Source organism: Mesorhizobium sp. M0983 (assembly GCF_040318975.1).
Taxonomy (GTDB): domain Bacteria; phylum Pseudomonadota; class Alphaproteobacteria; order Rhizobiales; family Rhizobiaceae; genus Mesorhizobium.
In genome coordinates this window covers 40,861-63,709 of the sequence record NZ_JAMYNH010000006.1, presented here as the reverse complement: position 1 = coordinate 63,709, position 22,849 = coordinate 40,861, and the positions used below count along the sequence as shown (strand labels likewise).

17 protein-coding genes are annotated in these 22,849 nt (G+C 59.2%); 8 read left to right on the top strand and 9 right to left on the bottom strand.

From position 1 onward, the window contains the following. Position 1: 1 nt before the first annotated feature. Genes asnB through NKH71_RS13380 form a run of 3 tightly spaced genes read left to right on the top strand, consistent with a single transcriptional unit; the run spans position 2 to position 3,899 of the window. Positions 2 to 2,023, top strand: a complete 2,022-nt coding sequence (gene asnB, locus NKH71_RS13390; protein ID WP_023718548.1) for an asparagine synthase (glutamine-hydrolyzing) — start codon at positions 2 to 4, stop codon at positions 2,021 to 2,023. Next, positions 2,020 to 3,576, top strand: a complete 1,557-nt coding sequence (locus NKH71_RS13385; RefSeq protein ID WP_352895115.1) for a class I adenylate-forming enzyme family protein — start codon at positions 2,020 to 2,022, stop codon at positions 3,574 to 3,576. The genes asnB and NKH71_RS13385 overlap by 4 nt, the downstream gene beginning before the upstream one ends. 56 nt (positions 3,577 to 3,632) lie before the next feature. Next, positions 3,633 to 3,899: an acyl carrier protein gene (locus NKH71_RS13380; protein WP_023718550.1), complete on the top strand. Its 267-nt coding sequence runs from the start codon at positions 3,633 to 3,635 to the stop codon at positions 3,897 to 3,899. A gap of 87 nt (positions 3,900 to 3,986) precedes the next feature. Here NKH71_RS13380 and NKH71_RS13375 read toward each other — a convergent pair whose 3' ends face one another. Continuing rightward, positions 3,987 to 4,679: a N5-glutamine methyltransferase family protein gene (locus NKH71_RS13375; RefSeq protein WP_352790755.1), complete on the bottom strand. Its 693-nt coding sequence runs from the start codon at positions 4,677 to 4,679 to the stop codon at positions 3,987 to 3,989. 408 nt (positions 4,680 to 5,087) lie between these two features. Between NKH71_RS13375 and NKH71_RS13370 the strand changes: the two genes are divergently transcribed. Beyond that, entirely contained in the window at positions 5,088 to 6,839 is a 1,752-nt protein-coding gene (locus NKH71_RS13370; protein ID WP_023718552.1) for a type I secretion system permease/ATPase, read from the top strand. A gap of 242 nt (positions 6,840 to 7,081) precedes the next feature. Beyond that, complete coding sequence (locus NKH71_RS13365) at positions 7,082 to 8,380, top strand: HlyD family type I secretion periplasmic adaptor subunit (protein ID WP_352589441.1); 1,299 nt, start codon at positions 7,082 to 7,084, stop codon at positions 8,378 to 8,380. Between the two features lie 47 nt (positions 8,381 to 8,427). On the opposite strand, the gene NKH71_RS13360 is transcribed toward NKH71_RS13365, so the two are convergent. The 5 genes from NKH71_RS13360 to NKH71_RS13340 form a co-directional block, all read right to left on the bottom strand. Next, positions 8,428 to 9,690 (bottom strand): polysaccharide biosynthesis/export family protein, encoded by a 1,263-nt coding sequence (locus tag NKH71_RS13360; RefSeq protein ID WP_023718554.1) that lies wholly within the window; start codon positions 9,688 to 9,690, stop codon positions 8,428 to 8,430. Positions 9,691 to 9,756: 66 nt separating this feature from the next. Then, the gene (locus NKH71_RS13355) at positions 9,757 to 10,761 is read right to left on the bottom strand and encodes an SDR family NAD(P)-dependent oxidoreductase (protein WP_023718555.1); all 1,005 of its coding nucleotides are present in this window, start codon (positions 10,759 to 10,761) and stop codon (positions 9,757 to 9,759) included. A 74-nt stretch (positions 10,762 to 10,835) separates the two neighbouring features. After that, positions 10,836 to 11,510 (bottom strand): sugar transferase, encoded by a 675-nt coding sequence (locus NKH71_RS13350; RefSeq protein WP_031193846.1) that lies wholly within the window; start codon positions 11,508 to 11,510, stop codon positions 10,836 to 10,838. Further along, positions 11,507 to 12,643: a DegT/DnrJ/EryC1/StrS family aminotransferase gene (locus tag NKH71_RS13345; RefSeq protein WP_352589439.1), complete on the bottom strand. Its 1,137-nt coding sequence runs from the start codon at positions 12,641 to 12,643 to the stop codon at positions 11,507 to 11,509. Before NKH71_RS13345 ends, NKH71_RS13350 begins: the two co-directional genes overlap by 4 nt. A gap of 47 nt (positions 12,644 to 12,690) precedes the next feature. After that, positions 12,691 to 13,413, bottom strand: coding sequence for a nucleotidyltransferase family protein (locus NKH71_RS13340; RefSeq protein WP_031193847.1), 723 nt, complete (start codon positions 13,411 to 13,413; stop codon positions 12,691 to 12,693). Between the two features lie 509 nt (positions 13,414 to 13,922). Here NKH71_RS13340 and NKH71_RS13335 point away from each other — a divergent pair. Further along, a complete protein-coding gene (locus NKH71_RS13335; RefSeq protein WP_352484593.1) occupies positions 13,923 to 14,597 on the top strand; it encodes a LuxR C-terminal-related transcriptional regulator in 675 nt (224 codons plus the stop codon). 182 nt (positions 14,598 to 14,779) lie between these two features. Here NKH71_RS13335 and NKH71_RS13330 read toward each other — a convergent pair whose 3' ends face one another. Continuing rightward, positions 14,780 to 16,519 carry a PAS domain S-box protein gene (locus NKH71_RS13330; RefSeq protein WP_031193849.1) on the bottom strand — a complete coding sequence of 580 codons (1,740 nt, stop codon included), beginning with the start codon at positions 16,517 to 16,519 and terminating at the stop codon, positions 14,780 to 14,782. Between the two features lie 289 nt (positions 16,520 to 16,808). Between NKH71_RS13330 and NKH71_RS13325 the strand changes: the two genes are divergently transcribed. Both NKH71_RS13325 and NKH71_RS13320 read left to right on the top strand, forming a co-directional pair. Continuing rightward, positions 16,809 to 17,519 carry a helix-turn-helix transcriptional regulator gene (locus tag NKH71_RS13325; RefSeq protein WP_031193850.1) on the top strand — a complete coding sequence of 237 codons (711 nt, stop codon included), beginning with the start codon at positions 16,809 to 16,811 and terminating at the stop codon, positions 17,517 to 17,519. Between the two features lie 305 nt (positions 17,520 to 17,824). Then, complete coding sequence (locus NKH71_RS13320) at positions 17,825 to 18,907, top strand: NAD-dependent epimerase (protein ID WP_084642620.1); 1,083 nt, start codon at positions 17,825 to 17,827, stop codon at positions 18,905 to 18,907. A 181-nt stretch (positions 18,908 to 19,088) separates the two neighbouring features. On the opposite strand, the gene NKH71_RS13315 is transcribed toward NKH71_RS13320, so the two are convergent. Further along, positions 19,089 to 20,630, bottom strand: coding sequence for a lipopolysaccharide biosynthesis protein (locus NKH71_RS13315; protein ID WP_051409648.1), 1,542 nt, complete (start codon positions 20,628 to 20,630; stop codon positions 19,089 to 19,091). Continuing rightward, a complete protein-coding gene (locus NKH71_RS13310; RefSeq protein WP_352494503.1) occupies positions 20,627 to 22,849 on the bottom strand; it encodes a GumC family protein in 2,223 nt (740 codons plus the stop codon). The genes NKH71_RS13315 and NKH71_RS13310 overlap by 4 nt, the downstream gene beginning before the upstream one ends.

Sequence of the window (22,849 nt, the reverse complement as noted above, 5' to 3'; positions counted from 1 at the left end):
GATGTGCGGCATCGCCGGAATTGTGTCGCTGAGCGCCGCCGCGGCGCCCCCTTCCCGTGATGCGCTGATGCGCATGGTAGGCACACTGGCGCATCGCGGCCCGGACGAGCGCGGTCTTTACCGGGACAAACGTGCGGGATTGGCGCATGCCCGTCTGTCCGTCATCGATCTCGCCAGTGGCCAGCAGCCACTCGCTGGCGCGGGCGACACAATGTGGATCGTCTTTAACGGCGAAATCTTCAATTACATCGAGCTGCGACAAGACCTGGTCGCGCTCGGTTATCGCTTCCGCACACGCAGCGACACGGAGGTCATCGTCCATGCCTATCATGCCTGGGGCGAGGCCGCCTTCGAGCGGATGAATGGGCAATGGGCAGTCGCCATTTGGGACTCCGTGGCGGGTCGACTCGTCTTGTCGCGGGATCGGTTCGGCATCTGTCCGCTGCATTTTTGCGAGCACGGCGGACGGCTTTACTTCGCCAGCGAGGTGAAGGCCATTTTCGCGGCCGATGCGGATATACCCCGCGCCTTCGATCCAGCCGGCATCGATCAGACTTTCACGCTCTGGACCGTCGTGCCGCCACAAGGCGTGTTTGGAGGAGTAAGCGAACTCACTCCAGGGCACATTCGCATTTATGACAGTGGCATCGTTCGCGAGCGGGCTTTTTGGAAGCCAAGCTATCCAGAGGTTGACGGACCCGGCGATGACGAATTCGCCGGTTCACTTGATGACGCGGTGGAGGAAGTGCGCGGCGCCCTGGAAGCCGCTACGGCGCTCAGGATAGTACGCGCCGACGTGCCGGTCGGCTGCTATTTGTCCGGCGGGCTCGACAGCTCGCTGGTCGCCGCGCTTGGAAGACGCTTCGCCGGCGGGCGCTTCCAGACTTTCTCCCTGCGTTTTGCCGACGCCGAGTATGACGAGACTCATTTCCAGCGCCTGGTTGCCGGCGTGGCGGGAAGCGAGCACCATGAGGTGGTTGTTTCGCGCAGCGATATCGCTGGCATCTTCCCTGAGGTGATCTACCACACCGAGCGGCCAATCCTCAGGACCGCGCCGGCGCCGCTGTTCCTGCTATCGAGACTGGTGCGTCAGCATGGCATCAAGGTCGTGCTGACCGGCGAAGGGGCCGACGAAATGTTCGCCGGCTACGATCTGTTCCGCGAGGGCAAGGTCCGCCGTTTCTGGGGACGCCAGCCCGCCTCGACGCGACGCTCCCGGCTGCTGGAGCGCCTCTATCCCTATCTCAGCCGCTCGCCGGTGCAACAGCAGGCGATGGCACGCCAGTTCTTCGGGCGCGACATCCACGCCCATGACGCGCCTGGTTTTGCGCATGGCACGCGCTGGCGTACCACGAGCGCTATCAAGCGGCTGTTTTCGGCAGACATGCGGGCCCAAACGGAGCGCCGCAACGCCGTGTCCGAGCTGCTTGCCCGCCTGCCGGCGGAGTTTTCGCGATGGGGCTCCCTTGCGCAGGACCAGCATATCGAGATCCAGACGCTGATGTCGGGATACCTGCTTTCATCGCAAGGGGACAGGATGCTCTTGGCCCATTCCGTCGAGGGGCGCTTCCCATTCCTCGATCATGAACTCGTGAGGCTCGCGAATTCGCTTCCGGCCGCCTATAAGCTGCGCGTGCTCGATGAAAAGCATGTTCTGAAGCGTGTGGCGCAACCGATTGTGCCGTCGGAAATCGTCACTCGCAAGAAGCAGCCCTACCGGGCCCCCAACGCGCTTTGCTTCGTCGCCGATGGCGCTCCGGCCTATATTCGCGAAGCACTTTCGGAGGCGGCGCTGCGCGAGGCAAACGTCTTCGATCCTAAGTCGGTTGCCCGTCTCCTGAGCAAGTGCCAGGCCAGCGCCGGCGGCGCCGACCTGTCCAACTCCGACAATATGGCGCTGGTCGGGGTGCTGTCGACGCAGCTTCTTCATGAGCAATTTATCGCGAGCCGACCAAGTGGAGCTCGCACGCTCAAGCTCAGCGTCGATATCGACCGCGAGCATCGCGCAGAGGTGCTCGCATGATGCATGGCGCCGTACCGCTCCTGCACGACTATCTCATCCACTCTGCCAGCCGGCTCGGCGGGAAGGTGGCCCTGGTGTGCGGTAATCAACGTGTCACCTACGGCGATCTCGATATGCGCTCGAACGCCATAGCGCATCATTTGAGCCAGGCCGGAATCGCGCGCGGCGATCGGGTGGTGATCTTCGCCGACAACACTGTCGAGGCCGTCGTCGCTTTCTGGGCCGTGCTCAAGGCCAACGCCGTGGTGTGCATCGTCAATCCACTCACCAAAAGCGACAAGCTTGGTTATCTGCTCAACGATTGCCGCCCGACGGCACTGATCACCGACAACCACCTGCATTCGATTTTCAGGGAGCCGGCGCGGAATTGCCCATCGTTGCGCTGCATGATCGTCTCCGGGCCGATCGAACGCGACGACCTGCAAGAACCGCCGCATGCTGTGCGCTGGGAAACTGCGGTCGCGGCAGCCCGCAGCACGCCGCCCGCGCGCCACTGCATCGATATCGATCTTGCTGCAATCATTTATACGTCCGGCTCGACGGGCGAGCCCAAGGGCGTGATGCTGACGCACCGAAACATGGTTGCCGCGTGCGCCTCGATTTCCTCATACCTGGCGCTTGCTGAAGACGAGGTGATCCTCAACGTCCTGCCGCTCGCCTTCGACTACGGCCTGTACCAGATGATCATGGCATTCGGCGCGGGCGCCCGGCTGGTGCTTGAACGCTCGTTCGCCTTCCCCGCGCAGATCCTTGGGCTGATCAAGCAAGAAAGGGTGACGGGCTTTCCCGGCGTACCGACCATCTTCGCCGCACTCGGGGAGCTCAAGTCTCTCAGGGATCAGGATTTTTCGAGTATTCGCTATGTCACGAACACTGCGGCCGCTCTGCCGCTCAAGCACATTCTCCTGCTTCAGGAGCTATTTTCTCGTGCCCGTATCTATTCGATGTACGGCCTTACCGAATGCAAGCGCTGTACCTACCTGCCGCCGGAGGATCTCGAGCGAAAGCCGTTGAGCGTCGGGATCGCCATCCCCAATACGGAAATGTGGATTGTCGACGAGCATGACAGGCGGGTCGGCCACGGTGTCGTTGGCCAGCTCGTCATCCGCGGAGCGACGGTGATGAAGGGTTACTGGGGCAAGCCGGAGGCGACGGCCAGGAAGCTCAAGCCCGGACCGCTGCCGGGCGAGCAGGTCCTGTACACCGGCGATTACTGCCGGATGGACGCCGAGGGCTACCTCTACTTTGTCGGTCGCGGCGACGAGATCATAAAATCGCGGGGCGAGAAGATAGCGCCGAAGGAGGTGGAAAACGTGTTGATGGAGATTGCGGGCGTACGGGAAGCCGCGGTCATCGGCGTTCCGGACGAGTTGCTTGGACAAGCAGTGAAGGCATTTGTCGTGATGGAGCAAGGAAGCATGATCGGTGAAAAGCAGTTGCAGAAAGAGTGCCAGAGACGACTGGAAAACTTCATGGTTCCAAAGTCGATCGTCATCGTACCCAGTCTGCCGATGACCGACACGGGCAAACTCAAAAAAACCGCCCTGTCATGAGTCGGTATCAGGGCGAAGTTGATCAGCATTCATTTTTTGTACCGGAGGCGAAATCAATGTTGTCTACCAAGGATAGAACCGATACCTGCAGCGATCAAATTCGCGCTTTCCTGGCGTCGAATTTCTATATAGCCGATCCAGAGAGCCTGGAGAGCGACACCTCGCTTCTCGACCAAGGCATCGTGGACTCGACGGGGGTGCTCGAGGTTATCGGCTTCATCGAGGAGACCTTCGGCATCACGGTCGAAGACAGCGAGCTGCTGCCCGAGAATCTCGATTCCATCGAGGGAATTGCGCAATATGTCATGCGCAAGAGAAACTGATTTGCCGACATCTCGCGCAACTCTGTTTCAAGTCCCCGACCGTTTCCGGTTGCGACAGCGCGTCTAGGCCTGTCGCGACGGCGGTGCTTACGCCTGCGCCTTCGTATGCCCCACAACCACCCTGCCCTCGCCGGCCTGGTTGGTGACTGCCCGGATACTCTCATAAGCCTTGGAACGCTTGAGCAAACTCATGACCTGCCGGTCCTGGCCAAGCCCAACCTCGAAAAGCAGGATGCCTCCGCGCCGCAAATAACGCGGCGCGTCCTTGAGCACTCGCATATGGATGCTCAGACCGTAGGGTCCGGCTGCGAACGCTTCACGCGGCTCGAGCTCGACCAAATGCGAACGATCGCCCTCGAGCCGTTTTTCCGAAATATAGGGCGGGTTGCAAACGATCACGTCGATCGTGCCGTCAAGCTCCAAGCCGGAGAAGGCGCCGAACAAGTCGCCCTGAAGCACCGTTACCCGCTCCTCCATATCAAGATGGGTGACGTTGCGGCGCGCGACCTCCACGCATCCGTCGGTAAGATCGCTTGCCCACACGCGCGCGGTGGGAGCGTGGTGCGCGATGGCGCACGCCAGATTGCCCGCCCCACAGCACATGTCGACAACGCGAGGCACCGGCAAGTTCAGTTGGCTCAGAACATCGAGAGCGGCGTTGCCGAGCAGTTCCGTTTCCGGCCGAGGAACAAGCGCACCGGGCGAGACCAGCAGCTGCAATCCCATGAAGGTGCTGCGGCCCCTGCCGTAGGCGTCGGCAACATTGATCTCTTCGCTCACGACACTCGCCTCCCCGTTTTAGCTGGCGTTGGTGGCCGACAATTGCGTTCCGATGAAGTGTATCTCAAAACCGTTTAACTCTCGATCGACAAAATCAAAACCCATCCGTCCCCAGACGCTTCGACGCCTTGATGCTACAAAGATGACCATAAGCTTCTGCGCTGTGTCATGATTAGGAATATCTCCTTACCAGACCCGGTTATCCCCAGCCTGGCGAGCCAGTTGCCGAATTCTCAGCCTGGCGTCACGATTTTGCTACATTTTAATCAAAGAAGGCACATATGTAAGCAATTCGTAATGTTCCAGCAGCGAAGGGCGGAGCTGCTGCTTCCCGGAAGGTTAAAGTTTGTCCCTCATCGAAAGAACCGACGAGATTGCGCGGCAATTTCGCGTCAAAGAGCGCATATCATGAAGTCAACCAAAGGGCGCTCGCTCGATCTACGATCCGCGATGTTCGGCTGTGTGCACGGCCTCGTTGGCGTAGGCGTTTTCTCCGCATTGATAAATATCCTCGCCTTGACCGGCTCCGTCTACATGCTCCAGGTCTACGATCGCGTGCTGCCTTCGCAGAGCGTGCCGACTCTTGTCGGATTTACAGTCGGGATGCTGGGACTTTACGCGGCCTACGGGCTCCTCGATTTCGTGAGGCTTCGCCTGTTGGTCCGCATCGGCAGCCGCCTGCATAGAAATCTGCAGCAAAAGGCGTTCGCAGCCTCGCTTTCCCTGCCCCTCGTTGCCGGGCCGGATGCGAACCGGGTACATCCGCTTCGTGATCTGGACCAGCTACGTGGCTTTCTTTCCGGACTGGGGCCGACAGTCTTATTCGACGCTCCCTGGATACCATTTTATATGGTGGTCATCTATCTGCTGCACCCTGCGCTTGGCGTGCTGGCAACGCTCGGCGCATGCGCCGTTGTGCTTTTGACGGTGGCTGCGGAGATCATCGGCCGCAAACCTGCGGCTCGTGCGTCTGAAACACTCGTTGCGCAGCGGCTTCTGGCCGATTCCGGCCGCCGCAACGCAGAGGTTGTTCAGGCTATGGGCCTGTCCGCCCCGCTTAGCCGGCGCTGGAACGAGGTCAGTCATCTTTATCTGAAGAACCAGGAACGGCTCTCCGACGTCGTTGGCGCAGCGAGCTCACTGTCGAAGACGCTCCGAATGGCCTTGCAATCATGCGTGCTGGGGCTTGGTGCCTACCTCGTGATCGGGGGCGAGGCCTCGCCGGGTGTGATCATAGCGTCGTCCATATTGCTGGGCCGCTCACTGGCGCCGGTCGATGTGGCGATCGCAAATTGGAGAGGGTTTCTGGCAACCCGCAAAAGCTATTCCGAGCTGGCGGCAGCGCTGGATGCTTTTGATAGCCAGCAAGAGCCAATGGAACTGCCACGCCCAAAGGCGGAGCTTGCGGTCGAGGAATTGACGGTCGCGCCACCAAGTCTGCAGAAGCCAACAATCTTCAATGTAAGCTTCCGCTTGGCGAGGGGCGCAGGGTTGGCGGTCGTCGGCCCGAGCGGCTCCGGCAAGACCACGCTCGTGCGCGCTTTGGTCGGGGCATGGAAGCCGCTTCGAGGAACGGTAAGATTGGACGGCGCCTCGCTCGATCAGTGGAATTCAGAGCTGCTCGGCATTCATATTGGCTACCTGCCGCAGGACGTTGAGCTGTTCGACGGCACGATCGCCGACAACATTTCAAGGTTCGGCGGCAAAAGCGACGCAAGGGGCGTGTTGGCAGCTGCCAAAGCTGCGGGCGTGGACAAGATGATCATGCGTCTTCCGCAGGGTTTTCAAACACGCATCGGAGAAGGCGGCGCAGCCCTGTCGGCTGGGCAGAGGCAGCTCGTCGGACTTGCCAGGGCACTTTACGGTGATCCATTCCTCGTCGTTCTTGACGAACCAAATTCCAATCTGGATGCAGACGGCGATGCTGCTTTGGCCGGCGCGATCCTGGCAGTGCGTCAGCGCGGCGGTATCGTGATCGTCGTTGCGCATCGCCCCTCCGCTCTCGTCAACATCGATCAGGTACTCGTCCTGTCGAACGGGATGCTCCATTCGTTCGGTTCGCGCGAAGACGTTCTGGCAAATGTGATCCGGCCCTTCCCGCGTCCGGACAAGCCAAACATTGTCGTTCCGCTGCAGCACGGTGCAAGCGGGCATGCGTGAGGTATTGCTTAGTGTCTAACGTGACCATGTCGTCATATGCTGCGGTCGCTGGCGAAGGCCAGCCGACCGGGGCGAAGCCAGAGCCGGATGGCATTCGAGCCAATTTACCCTGGGGCAATCTGCTCCGGAGCCTGGCAGAACATTCTCGTTCCGCTGCACAGAGGTGCAGCCGGGCATATGTGAGGTATCGCTCTACTGTTACCGTGTCGCCATACGCCGCGCCCGGTGGCGAAAGCCGTTCGTTGGAAACGAAGCCGGATCCGGATGGCATCCGGGCCAATCTGCTCTTGGGCTTGGCAACCAGCTTGCTGTTGATCTTTGGCGGAGGGCTGTGGTTGGGATTGACCAAGATTGCCGGCGCGGTGATTGCGCCTGCAACTGTGGTGGTCGAAAGCAACATAAAAAAAGTCCAGCATCAAACCGGCGGCACCATCGGCGGAATCTTCGCGCAGGACGGCGATCACGTGAAGGCCGGCGACGTGTTGGTCAGGCTGGACAACACATTGACCCGAGCAAACCTGCAGATAATCACCGAGGACCTCAATCGAGCCACCATTCGTCTGGCCCGGCTGGAAGCCGAGCGCCAGGGTCTGCCGGAAATGCAGATCCCGCCTGGCCTTCGGGTTCAAATGGGTGACCCGCAAGTGGCGGCGCTTGTCAGTGGCGAACGTGCCTTGTTCGAAAGCCGTGCTGCGGCGCTGGCTGGCCAGAAGGCACAATTGCAAAGCCGCGCGAAGCAGCTGGAACGTCAGATCGATGGCCTCAAATCGCAGCAGTCTGCGACGGATGAGTCTCTGGATCTGCTGACCAAGAACCTTGCTGACGTTGAATCTCTCTACGCAAAGAAGTTGGTCTCCAAGGAGAGGTTGAGCACTGTCAGCCTGGAGAAGACCCGGACTCGCGGCGAATCGGGACGCCTTGTCGCAGCGATAGCGGAGGTACAAGCTCACATCAGTGAAACGGACCTGCAGGTGCTTCAGCTCGACGAACAAATGCGGAGCGACGTGACCAACGAACTTCGCGAAACGGAAGCCAAGCAGACCGAACTCAGTGAGCGCAAGGTGGTGGCCGAAGACGAGCTCGGCAGGACAGACATTCGCGCCCCGCAATCAGGCACGGTACAAGAATCCTCGGTCCACACCGTCGGAGGCGTGATTGGCGCCGGAGAGGTGCTCATGATGATTGTGCCCGATTCCGACAACCTTGTCGTAGACGCTTCCATTCCTCCGTCGCGCATTGATGAGATCCATCCCGGACAGCAGGTGTCGATCCGCTTTCCGGCGTTCGACGCCGGCACTACACCGGCTTGCGAAGGCTCGGTCAACCGCGTCTCCGCAGATCTGATCAAGGATCAGCAACGTCAGCTTTCCTATTTTTCGGCGCGCATCGATGTCGAGAACGAAGCGACCTGCCTGACAGGAGAGAAAATCCTCAAACCGGGCATGCCCGCCGAAGTCCATATAAGAACCGACGAGCGCAGTGTCTGGTCCTACTTGATGAAACCTCTTACCGACCAATTTTCCAGAGCTTTCAGGCAGTAAGCGGCTGCCAACCCAGTGGCGGCCGCTTGGCTCGAGGCGCAGCCGATCTATCGGATCGCCGCGCTCTCGAGAGCGCTGCTGAACCTTACCTCGATCGTGTCTCCCGGCATGACCTCGGTGTCTTCTTGGGCCGGCTGTTTCCGCCATTCTTCGCCGACCCTGCGAACGATCGTGACCTCGGCTTGGATCGTCTCACCGGCAACCGGCAACGGCAGGGCGGCAGCTCCCGTGGGCTGCAACTTCTGGCTGGCGGCGCGAAGTCTTGCATTGATGTCGGCAAGACGCACATTGGTATCTTTCAACTCAGTCAGCAGACCTATCCTTCTTTGGTTGTCATTGCGTTCGTGCTGTCTGGCAAAATCAGCCTGCTGACGTCGTGCTCTCATAAGTTCAACCGACGTTTCGAGTGCCCGGCTGGAAGAGAGTACCAAAGCGCGCCGGACGTCGGCGAGCCGGTTATTGGTGAGATTTCCGGACTCAAACGCTTTCCTTACGCGCGCCAGCTCGTCTTCGTCCGCCTTCACGCCATCCGCTTCGGCCTGCTCGCGTTTGAGCAAGGTCTCGGTTTGTGCAGCGGCATCCTTGCCACTTTTATCGAGAAAGCTCTGCTCTTGCTGGAAGTTGTCCAACGAGAGCTTCAGCCCTTCTGCTTCGGCCTGGGCGATCGCCGATGCAAAAACTGCCGGCAAGGGCGATCCTTGTGGTGGCTGCATGTCGAAGCTCGATTTGCCCTGAAGTTCGGCGCGAATGCGGGCGCTGTGATAGTAGTCTCTCGTGTATTCCCCCCAAAGCGATTCGTAATCGCGCCGCAGATCCACCGGATCGGGGCCAACCTGGTTTGCCCGGGACCGCAAAAGGCTGAAACCACCTGACACGGCAATCGCCTGCCGCACGGTCATCAGCGGCCGGTAGGCCTGCTGTCCGGGAGTGAGCACATCCCCTGTCACATAGATCGGCCGATATTCTGCGACCACGGCGGTCACGTCTGTCGGCTTGATGACGATCATTTGCTCCCGCCCGTCAGGCAGACGATGGTGGAATATCTTGGTTGGCAGGATCGTCTGCATGCGTGTTTGCAGTTCGGCCGGGCTTAGGCCGCCCACCGAAACCATCCCGACTTCGGGAAGCGCGATCGTGCCGTCCATCTGGACCACGGCACGTTGCGTTCGCTCCGGGATGGAGGCAATTCCTATCTCGACGGTGTCGCCGGCGGAAAGTCGATAGGCGACCTGCGCTTCCGCTGCAGCGGCCGTATCCATGGCAGCCAGCATGCCGAGCACGACAAGAAGGATTCGGTTAACAAGGACCATTGGTGACAATCTCCTTCTGGTTCGAATCCAGCGACAACGGCGGAGCCAATCCACCCAGGCGAAAGCTCATGTCATGTAACCCATCTCATGGCGCACCCGGCCTTCGCTGAGGCGTCCCTGCCACCATCCGATGGTCCGCTCCAACCCTTCGCGCAGGCTGGTCTGGGCGCGCCATCCAGTCTTGCTTTCGAGGAGCGAAGAATCAGCCAGCAAGGCACGCACCTCTGAATTCTGCGGCCGCAGGCGGCGCTCGTCGCGGTGAATTGGTTTCTTGCAGCCACTCAACTCGACCACCAGATCCAATATGTCCGAGATCGTCACGGCGCGCTGGCTTCCGGCATTGTAGGCATGGCCAAATTCGAGCTCGGCCGAACCTGCGGTCAAAAACGCCGCCGCAGTGTCTTCCACGAAAGTAAGATCGCGGATCGGGCTGGTGTCTCCCACCATGATCGCCGAGCATTTCTTGTCGAGAGCCTGACGTATGATGGTCGGTACGATGGCCCGCTCGCTCTGGCGTGGGCCATACGTATTGAAGGGCCGCATGATGACCACGGGGACGTCGAACGATCTGGCGTACGACTCCGCCATCATGTCCGCACCGATCTTGGATGCCGAATATGGTGACTGTCCCTGCAACGGGTGTGATTCGCTGATGGGCATTGTCAGCGCGGTGCCATAAACCTCGCTTGTCGAGGTGTGCACCACCCGCTCCGTCTCCCATTGCCGCGCCGCTTCGAGGACGTTGACCGTGCCCAGGATGTTGGTTTCTACATAGGACTGGGCCGCGGCATACGAATATGGGATCGCGATCAGTGCGGCGAGATGAAACACCACCGCCTGGCCACGCACGATCCGGTTAAGGAACGCGCTGTCACGAACATCACCGCGGATGAGGTTCAGCTGGCTTCGAATGGTGTCCGGCAAATCGTCCAGCCAGCCGTGGCTGTCGAACGAATTGTAGAGAGCCAGCGCAGTGACATCCGCGCCGCTACGGACGAGTGCTTCGGTGAGATGCGACCCGATGAACCCATCGGCACCGGTAACCAGAACTTTCCTGCCCTTGTATGCCATGACCCAAGCGTTCCCCCTATGACGTGAGGCACTGACTTTGCAAATCCACGAGAGCGCGGGTATTCTACCTGCTCTCACGTTCCGATCGGCGGCGGCGAAACGACGCCAAGCACCGCCAGCAAGCCGCGCACCATCCAGACGACATCAGAGACGATCGTGCGCTGCGGATAATAGGAAAGGTCGAGCCTGGCCTTGGCAGGAAACAGAACCTGGCGGTAGAACAATAGCGGGTCCACGGATCGCGGATAAAAATGCGCTTCATTCCGGAAGAGAACCTGGGCCGGACCCAACAAGCCTGGCTTGTATTGTAAAATGTCCTCAAAGCCCCCACGAAAACAATCGGCAAAGGCAAGGCTCTCCGGGCGTGGACCGATGATTGCCATCTCGCCTCTGAAGACATTCCATAGCTGCGGCAGCTCGTCGAATTTGGTGGCGGCGAGGAACCGCCCGATTGGCGTCATGCGGCTGTCATCGGCCATGGTCAGCGCCAGGCCACCGGGATCGCATCGCACTCTGAATTTGCGGAATTTGTACATGCGGAATGGGCGAGCACCGGCCCCGACGCGGGTCTGCGTAAAGAAGATTGGCCGACCGCCTTCCAGCAGCAGCGCCAGGGCAATCAGCAGCATCAGCGGAGCGAAGACGATCGCCGCGGCTGCAGCAATGACGAGATCGATTGCTCGTCTCACAGCCCCGTGGGCGGCGCTCGAGACGTTAGGCCGGTGAATGGCTAGGTCCAGGGCATTCATGCGGCTGTTCCTGTCTGAGCGCAGTTATTGACCGCCGCGGCAAGAGCGACCACTACCGTTTCGACCAAAGGTGCGGTGATCTGCGGATGCAGCGGTACAGTGAGTTCGCGCTGGGCGAAATCTTCCGTGCGCGGTAAATGAGTACCGGGAATGAGCTCACGATAGAGCGTCATCTGGTGCACCGGCGGGTAGTGGATAGTGGTTTGTATCCCTTGCGCGCGCAGTGCGTCGATGACGTCTTGCCTGTCGGCGTAACGCGGCAAAAGGATAGGCATGATGTGGTAGGCCGACGTCCGCGGCTCGTGGAACGGGATGGTCACGGCCGGGCAATGCTTCGCGATGAGACGGCGATACAGCATCACCAGGATACGCCTGATCTCATTCCACTCCTGCAGATTTTGCAGCTGGACCAATCCGATCGCAGCCCGCAATTCATCCATGCGATAATTGAATCCGAGCATGGTGACATCATACTGCGGGGTGCGGCTGTTCAGCCTTTGACGTGTCCCGGTGGTCATCCCATGTCCACGCGCCTGGCGGATCGTCTCGAGCAGACCGGCATCCCTGGCAATCACCGCCCCGCCTTCCGCCGTGGTCATGTTCTTGTTGCCGTAGAAGCTGAAGGCGGCCGCGGCACCAAATGTCCCCACCTCCTTCAGGCCGGGCGCATGCGCCGCGTCCTCGACGATATGCAGCCCACGGGCACGGGCGAACTTCTGCCATTGTTCCCGATCGGCGAGGTAGCCGGCGAAATGGACGAGAATGACTGCCTTGGTGCGGGCCGTGCATTTCGCTTCGGCTTCCGCGATGGACATCAGCGGCACATCGGCCGACTCGATGTCGACGAAAACGGGGGTCGCACCAACATAGAGGACCGCATTTGCGGTCGCCACGAAAGTCAAGGATGGGACCAGCACCTCGTCGCCCGGACCGATACCAAGTGCGTGCAAAATGAGATGAAGCGCTGCGGTACAAGAACTGACCGCGACGCAATCCTCCGCACCATGCACGTCGGCAAAGGCTTGTTCGAAGGCTCGTACCTGCTCCCCCATGGTCAGCCAGCCGCTGTCGATGACCTTGGTCAAAGCAGTCTTCTCCGGCACACCCAAGATCGGGGCACTGACCAAGAGCATCACAACCTCCTAGACTGATAACTGTGGGAACCGCGCTGGTGACTTCATCATGCAGCCGTCGCAGTGACCTCGATCGAGGCCGACTGGTCTTCCCAGGAAATGGTCTGTGCGTTCTGAAAGTCGTCGACGCGCCCGATATCGAGCCAGAGACCTTCATGCTTGTACACGTGCACGGTTGTGCCGTTCTGCATCATCTGGAGCATCAGGTCGTCGAACCCAAAGGGTATGCCGGACGGGATGAACTGCAGAACGTCTGGATTCATGCAGTAAATCCCCATGCTGACCAGATGCGACAGCGTCGGTTTCTCGCGAAAGGTCTGCACGGTATTGTCGACTTCGTCGATGACGCCGAAATCCATCTTGATCAGGCGACAGGCTGTTGCGATCGTCACTGGATCGGTGTGCTTACGGTGCGCTGCTACAAATCGACTGAGGCTTAGATCCGTAAGGACATCGCCATTGAGAACGATGAATGGCTCCGTCAGTTCGTCCCTGATCAAAGACAATGGCCCGATGGTGCCCAGCGGCTCCATCTCCTGCGTGTATCGAATTTTCAGGTTCCACTGCGAGCCATCTCCACACACGGTGCGGATCAAGTGGCCGAGATATCCGGTTGTAATATAGACTTCCTGAATACCGTTGCGTCGCAACCATTTCAGAAGCATCTCGAGAACCGGCCGTGCACCGATCGGCATGAGCGGCTTCGGCAAGATCGAAGTGAAGGGGCGGAGGCGTGTTCCCATTCCACCACATTGAATCACCGCTTTCATCCTGGTCCTCCCTTGTTCATTCGGCCTGAACGCCATCGTCACGGGCCGGTTATCCTACCCTGGTCAGCACCCGGGAAACGCGTTCTTGTCCCCTCAGAAGAACCGGTGAGATTTCCCGTAGAAGACCGGTGAGATTTCCCCACCGATCCCTGATCCGGACATTGCATCTGGATGGTATGTGGCCGTCGGGGTGCGTGTCGTCGTGCATTCGAATGGTAACAATTCAGCCGTTTTGCTGTTCTATACCTACAGACCTATGGCAGTGCTGAGACCAGCCGGTCTGTCAGCTTTCCAAGAGGTCAGAACACATGTTCGACGACGTTCGGCGGGTTTCGCTCACAAGGGGCAAAAAAAGAGGAGCGTTTCCCGTCATTTAAGATTATATTAGAAATCTGGCGTTTGCGGCGTTGGGGTGCCGCGGCGTCGGCTGGATGAATCGACGAGTGAATGGCTACGACTTTCAGGCCCATCACCGTTCAATCCATTCAGATACGCGTTGGGGTAGTTCAATGTATCGAATCGTCATCGCCGACGATCACGGCTTGTATCGTCGTGGCTTGCGATTGGCACTGACCGCAGGCATTCCAGGTGTGGAGATATTTGAAGCGTCTTGTTTCGACGCGGTGCTCAGTTTGCTGGCAGAGCAATCGTTCGTGGATCTTGCGATCCTGGACCTGAATATGCCGGGCCTGTTCAATCAGGAGGTGCTCGGCGGGATCCTGTCCGCCTATCCGGACACGCGATTTGCGATCGTTTCCGGAAACGATTCACGCTCGGAAATACTCACGGCTCTTTCGATCGGGCTTCATGGCTACATCGTAAAGTCGCAGACGGACGAAGAGGTCGTTTTGGCTGTCAATGAAATCCTCTCCGGCCGCATCTATGTTCCTGCACTTCTGTCACGCCCGGGTGCAACGCAAACAACCCACGCGCATACACACTCCGAGAAAGGCCCACAGCGACGTACCACAGGCCTCAACCTTGGCAGGCTGACCTCGAGGCAAAAGGAAGTCCTCAAGCTGATGGCGGAAGGCTATTCAAACAAGGAAATTGCTCGCGACCTGGAAATCGCAGAGGCGACCACGAAAATCCACGCTGCTGCGGTCCTGCGTGAGTTGGGGGTACGCAATCGGACAGAAGCTGCCGTTATGCTGAAGACATGGCTTTCGAGACATGCCAGCTAGAGCGCCGCGCGTCCTTTTGGACATGCAAACGGCGCCCAAGGTTTCATGCATATACTGCATATACCGAAACTGCGCTGCGGCCTTTGGCCAACGACATCCCTGGAAAAGAACCTAAGCGCATCTCCAAGGCCATTCAGCGCGACGCGTCTTTTAGGTATCTGCTTTTCGATCGGAGCACTGCACTAGGATCCGATTTCCTTGCGTGATAGCCGCAGCGAATACCGCAACCCGTGGTCAGTTATTTCCAGTTTGGGAGAGTGACCGACAAGCGGCGCTCCATCTACTCCGATTATCATGGAACCGAAGCCATGACGGACTACGCTCGAGGTCCGCCGCCGTCCCGATTCCACCCACTCGAACACGATCTCACTGCCTGTGTCTTCAGGTGCAAATGTCCAGCTTACGTCGATCCGGCCTTTTGGATCGCCAAGCGCTCCATATTTCATGGAATTGGTGGCAAGCTCGTGGACGATCATTGCAAAACTCTCGGCGGCGCCTCCCGACATCACCACGGAAGGACCGCTGACCGATATGGCGCGTGTTCCCATATATGGTTGCAACTCTTGAGCAACGAGATCGTTTAGCGCCCCCGATACGCTGCCGTTGCGTGAAAGAAGCAGATGGGTTGCCTCGAGCGCGCGTATCCGGTCGATCAGCATTTCCTTGTATTTGGCAACATTGTTTCCAGGAACATCGACCATTTTCACGAGCGCCGTGATCACCGCGAAAACGTTGCCGAACCTGTGGCGTTGTTCGAGCATAATGCGCTCCCGCTTCTTTGCCGCGGCGCGCAGCAGCGTGGTTTGTCGTCTCTCGCTCAGGTCGGCAGCCACTCCAAGCCGCTGTCCTCCATCACCCTGTCTTTCCTCCCTTCCGCGCAGGGCAACCCAGCGGATATGCCCGTCCGGTCGACGGACGCGTATCTCAACATCGTAATTCATGACCGATGATGCGGACTTTCTCGATGCCGCCAGCTTTGGCCAGTCCGCCGGATGAACGACAGCTGATAGTTCCTCCAAACTGCGGCTATTGGCCTGGGCCAAGCCGAGAACGTCCCAGAACGTGTCCGAGCCTGTGACTGTCCCGTCTTTAAGGTCGATCCGCCACGTGGCCAAGCGTCCAGCAGACAGAGCGAGGTCTAGCCATTCCTTCTGAGCCCGAAGCGCTTCGTGAACAGCTCGTCGTTCCGAAATATCGTCGACCACCACGAAGATGCTCTCCGAGAGTCCCCCCTCGGGCACGGACGAAGAAAGCGTTAGCCTGGCCCAGAATGCCGTACCGTCCTTTCTTAAAAGACGGACCTCCGAAACGAACGAAGCAATGTCGTTGCCTAGGCCCGCCAACAATTGCGCCAAGGTGTCCCGGTCGTTCGGGTGGGCGAGCGTATCGAGCTGCAATTGGGCAAGCTCCTCCTCCTTGTACCCGGTCATCTCACAAAGGCGTCTGTTGGATTGCAGCAACTCACCTTTCTCGTTGGTGTTCGCGAATCCCATGGCAGCACGTTCGAAGGCCCAACGATAGCGGCTTTCGGTCGCCTCGACGGCAGCGAGCCTGGCCTCCGCGACTTCCAGCAGCTCACGCAAGTCCTGCCGTAGGCGATGGAACGTCATGGCAATCACCCCACCCGAAACCAGAAGCAGGATTGCGCGTGCCCAATCGCCATTTGAAATCTGATCGTATCCTCGCGCCCAAAGGCCGACCGCCACCATCAGAATGGTCGCAGCGAGCGCAGGCACACGATCTTCGAGATAAGCGATAATAATAATAGCCGGAACAAATTCCAGAAAACTGGCGCCTTGCCCAATATAGGCTGACGATTTTATTTCAAATATCAGTGTGGCAGCTAGTACGGATGCAGAGGCAATATGAGTTAGCAATCTGCCCGACGGGTTCGAATTCGACCTGCGCGACTGCGAGCTCATGGACACAGACTACAACCTTCTGACTAGCCCGTCGAGACTAGAGCAAAAAACGTACAGCTTAGTACCACTGCCGGATTGCCATACCGCTATCATAGCGCGCATTTTATCGGATGCAGCAGGGGCTATGAGCTGCCTTAGAACTGTCAGATCATATTGAGTTTTCAAGGTGGTGATGAACACGTTATCCGTCAGCGCATAGAAGACTAGAATCCATCTAAACATAAAAGACTATCCGAATCCCGAATACTTATTTTCGGGCGTGTGTGAAACTTTGGGTTAGGGGTAGAAAATGAATCTGATCGATAGACATGTTGATGCTTCTTCGGGCGGTAGGTACATTGCTACGAGGACCAAGTACGATTTTGACGCGCGGAATACGCGACCCTCTTCTGGTCACCTTCCCGATCGCGCATCGGATCCATTGGACGCACGGCTTGGGGAACCAAAAGGCCGCAGTCTGGAATCCATAACCGGCGTGCTTGATCGCATTGGCTGTGGCTATCTCGTGCTGAATCGCGAAAGAAAAGTAGTCGAGTGGAACGCAGCCGCCCAAACCACGCTTGAGCGCCAGGGCGAAGCGGCTGACACGGCGAGCGGGCTTACGGCCGCACTAAGGCGGCTGATCGCGAATGTTCCGGGCCAATTCCTGCCGGGCTCGTTATCCTGGGTGGTAATCCGCAGCAGGGGCGACCGGCCGGTGATACTGAACGAGAACGGAGTTATTGCTCCCGACGGAACGAGCATCGTGGCGTTGCTGGACCGGGACAACAGGTCGGGGCCAAATCCTCGCACGTTGCAAAGAATGTTTGGCTTGACGAGCGCAGAAACGCACCTCGCCTTGCGTTTGGCTCAGGGCGACGCACCTTTGGAGATCGCTCGCAGCTGGCGTCTCAGCCGCACCACGATCCGTTCCCAGCTTGCCTCGCTGTTCGCCAAGACCGAAACGAAACGCCAGGCGGAACTGGTGGCCCTTCTTGGGCGTATTTCGGTCCTGCCATAAGGGCCGGCCACTTAAATGCAATCGCCGGACGTCGGCGTCCGCCCGGGATCCAGACGACGCAATTTGGAGTGTCATGATTTGGCAGGTCGTGCATCGCGTTGCGCGGTTCATGGCACCGACGTCGCCTGAACTCCACCAGGTTCGATGCGCTGACGTAAATATCGGAAGCTGGAATCTCGGACCGGCAATTCGGTACTGTCGAACGGAATTCGAAAGGCGACAAGTTGGACAACGATCTATGCAGCGAGTCTGTCCTTGCCGCAACGGAGAAGGTGGAAATCGCCCGATCGCGTTCGGATCAAGCGGTGAAGAGACTTGCGCGGACAGGACCGATCGTCGTCACCGGCGCAGCAGGTTTCATTGGTTTTCACGTGGCCTCGCGGCTTTTGCGTCTGGGTGTCAAAGTCGTGGGCGTCGACAATTTCACACCCTATTACGATCTGCGGCTCAAGGAAGCGCGGTTTGCACGCCTCTGTAGCGAGGCGGAGTTCACGCCGATACGAATGGATCTGGCGGATGCCGCGCGCGTTCAGTTGCTGTTTTCAAACGTTCGCCCCTCACACTTTGTCCATCTCGCGGCTCAGGCCGGCGTGCGTCATTCAATTGTTGACCCGCACGCCTACGTGCAATCGAACATAGTGGGGTTTCTAAACGTCCTTGAGGGCTGCCGGCATTACGGCGTCAGTCATCTCGTCTACGCCTCCTCGAGCTCCGTCTACGGCTTAAATCGAACCATACCGTTTTCCGAGCACCACGGCGCCGATCATCCCGTCAGCTTCTACGCCGCCACCAAGCGTTCGAATGAATTCATGGCGCATTCCTACAGCCATTTGTTCGACCTGCCCGTGACGGGACTGCGCTTCTTTACCGTTTATGGCCCCTGGGGCAGGCCCGACATGGCGGTCTATTTGTTCACGCGCGCGATCATCGAGGGCAAGCCAATCGAAGTAGCCAATGCCGGCCGCGTCTGGCGAGACTTCACCTATGTCGACGATATCGCTGAGGGCGTGGTTCGGGCACTCGCTGCACCGCCGCGGCCCGATCCGAATTGGGACCCTTGCACCGCCGACCCTGCTACAAGTTCCGCGCCGTGTCGCGTCTACAATATCGGCAACGACCGGCCCGAGGAGATCAACCGGCTGATTTCGATCATCGAGACCGCCCTTGACAGCCGGGCGCTTCGCGTGGATGTGCCGTTGCCGCCTGGCGACGTTCTGGAGACGCGCGCCGACGTCAGCGATCTCCGCAAGGCCGTCGGCTTCGCCCCGGCGACACCGCTTGAGGACGGAGTGCAACGCTTTGTCGAATGGTACCGGGACTTTCATGGAACGGATGCCGCGGTCAGCATACGGCAACAAACGTCGGTGAATGATGAGGCCACGGTGTAGGCCGCGCCTTGTCGGGCAACGATCTGCCACTCGGCAAATTTGAGATTTCGCATTTTTTCGGACAGAGAATAAAGCGAGTGTCGGCCCCAAAGCCGCCCCCGCCAGCCTCTATCCGACACAATCTTGGACTCGAAATTTCTGAACGCTGATGCCGTCGAGTACCGGGCGCGATAACATCAGATCAGCGCAGGAACCAATGAGGCGGCTGGCCTTCGACTGCGCGCGTTCTGAGCGACGCCAGCGCAAAGATCAGCCCAGGGAGAATTTTCAGCCGTTTGCTGATATAAATCGACATCGCCACATTCCAAATCGCCAACGCAAGCGCGAGGCCCACTGCGGCGCCCGGCGCGCCGTAGAGCGCAATTCCTGCGGCACAGCCCATGATGCTGGCCGCGGCGCCGGCGATCATGGTTGCGGCTGCCGCCCATTCGTTTCCAGTCATCATCAAGAGGAGCATCTGGGGTCCGCATAGCGCGACAAAGACATATCCGAGAATGAGTATCCGCGCGACGGGTGCCGCTGTACTGAAATCTCCGCCGAACCAGCTCAACAGAGGTTCAATAATCGCAAGCATCGGGATGGCCATCGCTATGGCGCCGCCAGAGGAAAGTAGGGCGGCCCGTGAAAACAGCTGCTGCAGAGCCATCCGATCGCCTCGGGCATGAAGGGCGGCCGCTGTCGGCGCAAACATCGTCGAGACAGCGACCAGGGAAAGGCTCACAAGCAATGCGACGTTCAATCCCAAGGCGAAAATGCCCGCTTCGCGAATGTGATGCGTCCAGCCCAGCACCATGACCCCGGCCCGGCTGATGAAAACATCGAGCCCGGCCATGAGCATCATTGGCGGAACCGCGGACCACCATTCCCGCGACTCGTCGCCTGGCTGAACCTGCCGCAAGCCGGGCGGCTGAAATTTTGCCGCCATGATGAACACCAGGCCGACCGTGATGGCTGAACTTGCCAGCACCGCCTGCATCACCAGGGGTGCGTTGGGGGTCCATGATCCGGATAAGACCGCCATTCCCAGCAACGTCAACAATAGGCCGTCGCGCACGATGCGTTCCGGCATGAGGGCCGAGACACCGCCGCCGAAAGCACGAACAAGTGTTGCGCCCAACGCGTAGGCGGTGACCAAAGGCACTGCTGCCATGCCTAGCAGCTGGCTGGTTTGAAGCTCCTTGTGAGAAGAATCCGAAAAGAACAAAACCAAGGCGGCGCCAATGATGCCGAATAGTGTCGCTGCCGCCAGCGACCTTTGCAGAGCAAACCTGATTACCCCGTGTACCAGGTCAAGCCGCCCTTTGGCACTGTAGGCGGAGACGAAACGCAGCAAGGATACATGGAACCCAAGCGTTGCAAGATAGGCAAGCACCGAGGTCCAGGCCAGAACATAGGAGTAGATGCCATAGCTGGTGGAGCCAACGATGCGCGCAATCAATAACTGCGCCAAGCTGGTCAAGCCCGCACCCCCGATATAGACCAAAAGAGCGAAGATGCTGGCATAGCCGAGACCCCGGCCCGTGTCCTCCTTGTGCGGCAAAACCATATTTGTTGGAGCAACGGAGGCCGCAGGGAAGCGGGCGAGCTTCGGATCGCTGCAATCGTCGATGTCTCTTGCGCCGGCGGGCCCAGCTCCGGTCTGCGAACTCTTCGATATTATCTTCCGCTCGACAGACTGACTGCCGCGACGGTCGTTACGCGGAAGCCCGCATGTGACACTCATGATGTTCTCTCGAGCAAGAGATCTGCGCTGTCCCCAAACCGATAGCCAGCGTGTTTCTGTAGATTGACGTGCGTGAGAACGCTGCCTACGGGGACCTGAGCCGTCTCGTCCTCCGTCAGCAGCTGCAGAACACCGCGCGCGATGCTGCGACGCGTCCTGCCCCAGCGAACGGCGAACAGAACCACGTCAGCCCAGCCCGTCAGTAGCCTGGCCTCAGGTCCTCCAAGTCCCAGCGGTCCATTTATAATGACGACGCTGTAGATTGAGCGCAGCTCATCTGTGACCAGGGATCCGTCGATCATCGACAGCTGCGGCAGCAGATCCTCTGATGGTGCCAGCGCCATGAAGTCGATTCCAATTTCAGGCATTCCCGTGACCGCGTCGTGCAGGGGACAACGGTCGTTCATATAGTCTCCAAAGGATTTATGCGGCCGGAGCGCGCCGAATTCGTTCAGGAACTCGTTCGTGAGGCGGGCGCCCGTGCTGTCAAGATCGAGAAAAAGCACTCGTCCCCCAAGTCGGGTAGCTGCCAACGCCAGGCTCCATGCAAGCTCGGTCTTGCCATCATGCCGGATACTGGACGTTACGAGGATGACGTGCGAAGCGCGGCCCCTCGCCTTGTTGAGTGTCACGGTGACGAGGAGGGAAGTGATGGCTCGGCTGTAGCTGGACTGTCGTTGGCCAAGAACCAGCTGCTGTAGTCGTTTCGCGTGTATTGTGGGCGCTTCCGGTATCAGCCCCAGGCATGGGACCCTGAGCGCGGCTTCAGCTTCGGCCTCGCCGCACAAGGTCTGATTGAGGCGGCTGCGGACCATCACGAAGATCCCGCCAATGAGACCAAACACGATCATGCCGGGCGGAATAAGGAAGATGGGCGGCAGGGTTTTTGGATTCGTCGGCGGCCACGCCGCTGAAAGGATCGAGACTCCGGGCAAGGGAGTTGCGATACGCTGCACCAGATCCTGTTGTTGCGTGAGTAGCTGGTTGTATCGCTGCGTCAAGATGCTGACCTGCGGCTCGAGCGCACGCAAGCCGGAAAGCCGGCCGGCTGTGTCGGCCACCACCGCATCAAGCACATTCTTGCGCCCCTCCAGAGCCGCAATCTGGGCACGGTAGATGTTCGCCTCCGCAGCAATGCGAGCAGTGCCTTGTTCGATCTCGCGGTTGATTGCAGTACTCAGGCCCGCATCCGCATTGTCGTTGGCTTGGCGAGCCGCCATGTCGGCCAGTACCGGTGACCCGATCGCTTCGGCGAGCGCCGCGACCGATGCTCCTTCCTTTCGCAAAGCCTCGATGTGTTGAAGGCGAGATTCCGTTGCGGAGAGATCCGCCTTCGACAAAGATATCTGCTGGCTGAGCTCGGCTGTCTCCTTGGCAGCGTTGTCCGCCGCACCTTGATCGACCGCGCCATGGCTCAGCCGATACTTTTCCAGGCGGTCGGTTGCTTTCGCCAAGTCGCTTTGTACGACCGGTAGGCTAGCGACGATCGAGGCGAGTTCCAGTCTGTCTGACGCCCTGCGCTTCTGTGCGAGATCGTCGATGTATACTTGGACGAACGTATTGGCCACAAGGGCGGCTCGCGCCGGATCGTTGTCGGTAAAGCCGACCGTGATCACTCTTGATCGCAGTTCCTGTCCAACCCTCATGCCCTTCCGTAATGCCTTGAGTTCGTCTTCATCGGCGGCCGCCGGCTTGCCCTGCGGCCAAATGCTTTCCAGCAGACCGGCTGCGAAGGTGCGTATGTTCTGCAAGTCGCCGCCGGCCGGAGCGGGGCGTGAATTTCCGGTTACGACATCCCCTTGCTCAGCAATGTTACCAACCTCCGTCTTGCGCAGGGCTGCCACCACGCGACGCAGATGCCCCTGCGAAGAGAGCATGGTTAAGTGGTCATCAATGCTCGCATCCAGCATCTCCTGCGCAGAATCTGCGCCTCCGGGAGCCGCATTCCTGCCAGGAGCATCGACAATCACCTGTGCGGTCGACTCGAACAGGACGGGACGCGCAAAACCCGCAAGCCCAGCCAACACACCGCCCAAAATCACCATTGCAAGCAGGAACCATTTTCTCCTCGCGACGGTAATAAGGAGTTGATGGAAGGGGGTCTGCGCGTCGATCTGTTCGCGCAGGAATGGCCTCATGCGCGGGTTGATCTCGCGCGTCGGCACGTGCATTTCAGTGGCGCGCGGAAGGTGAATGCGGCTGACTATGGAACCTTCCAT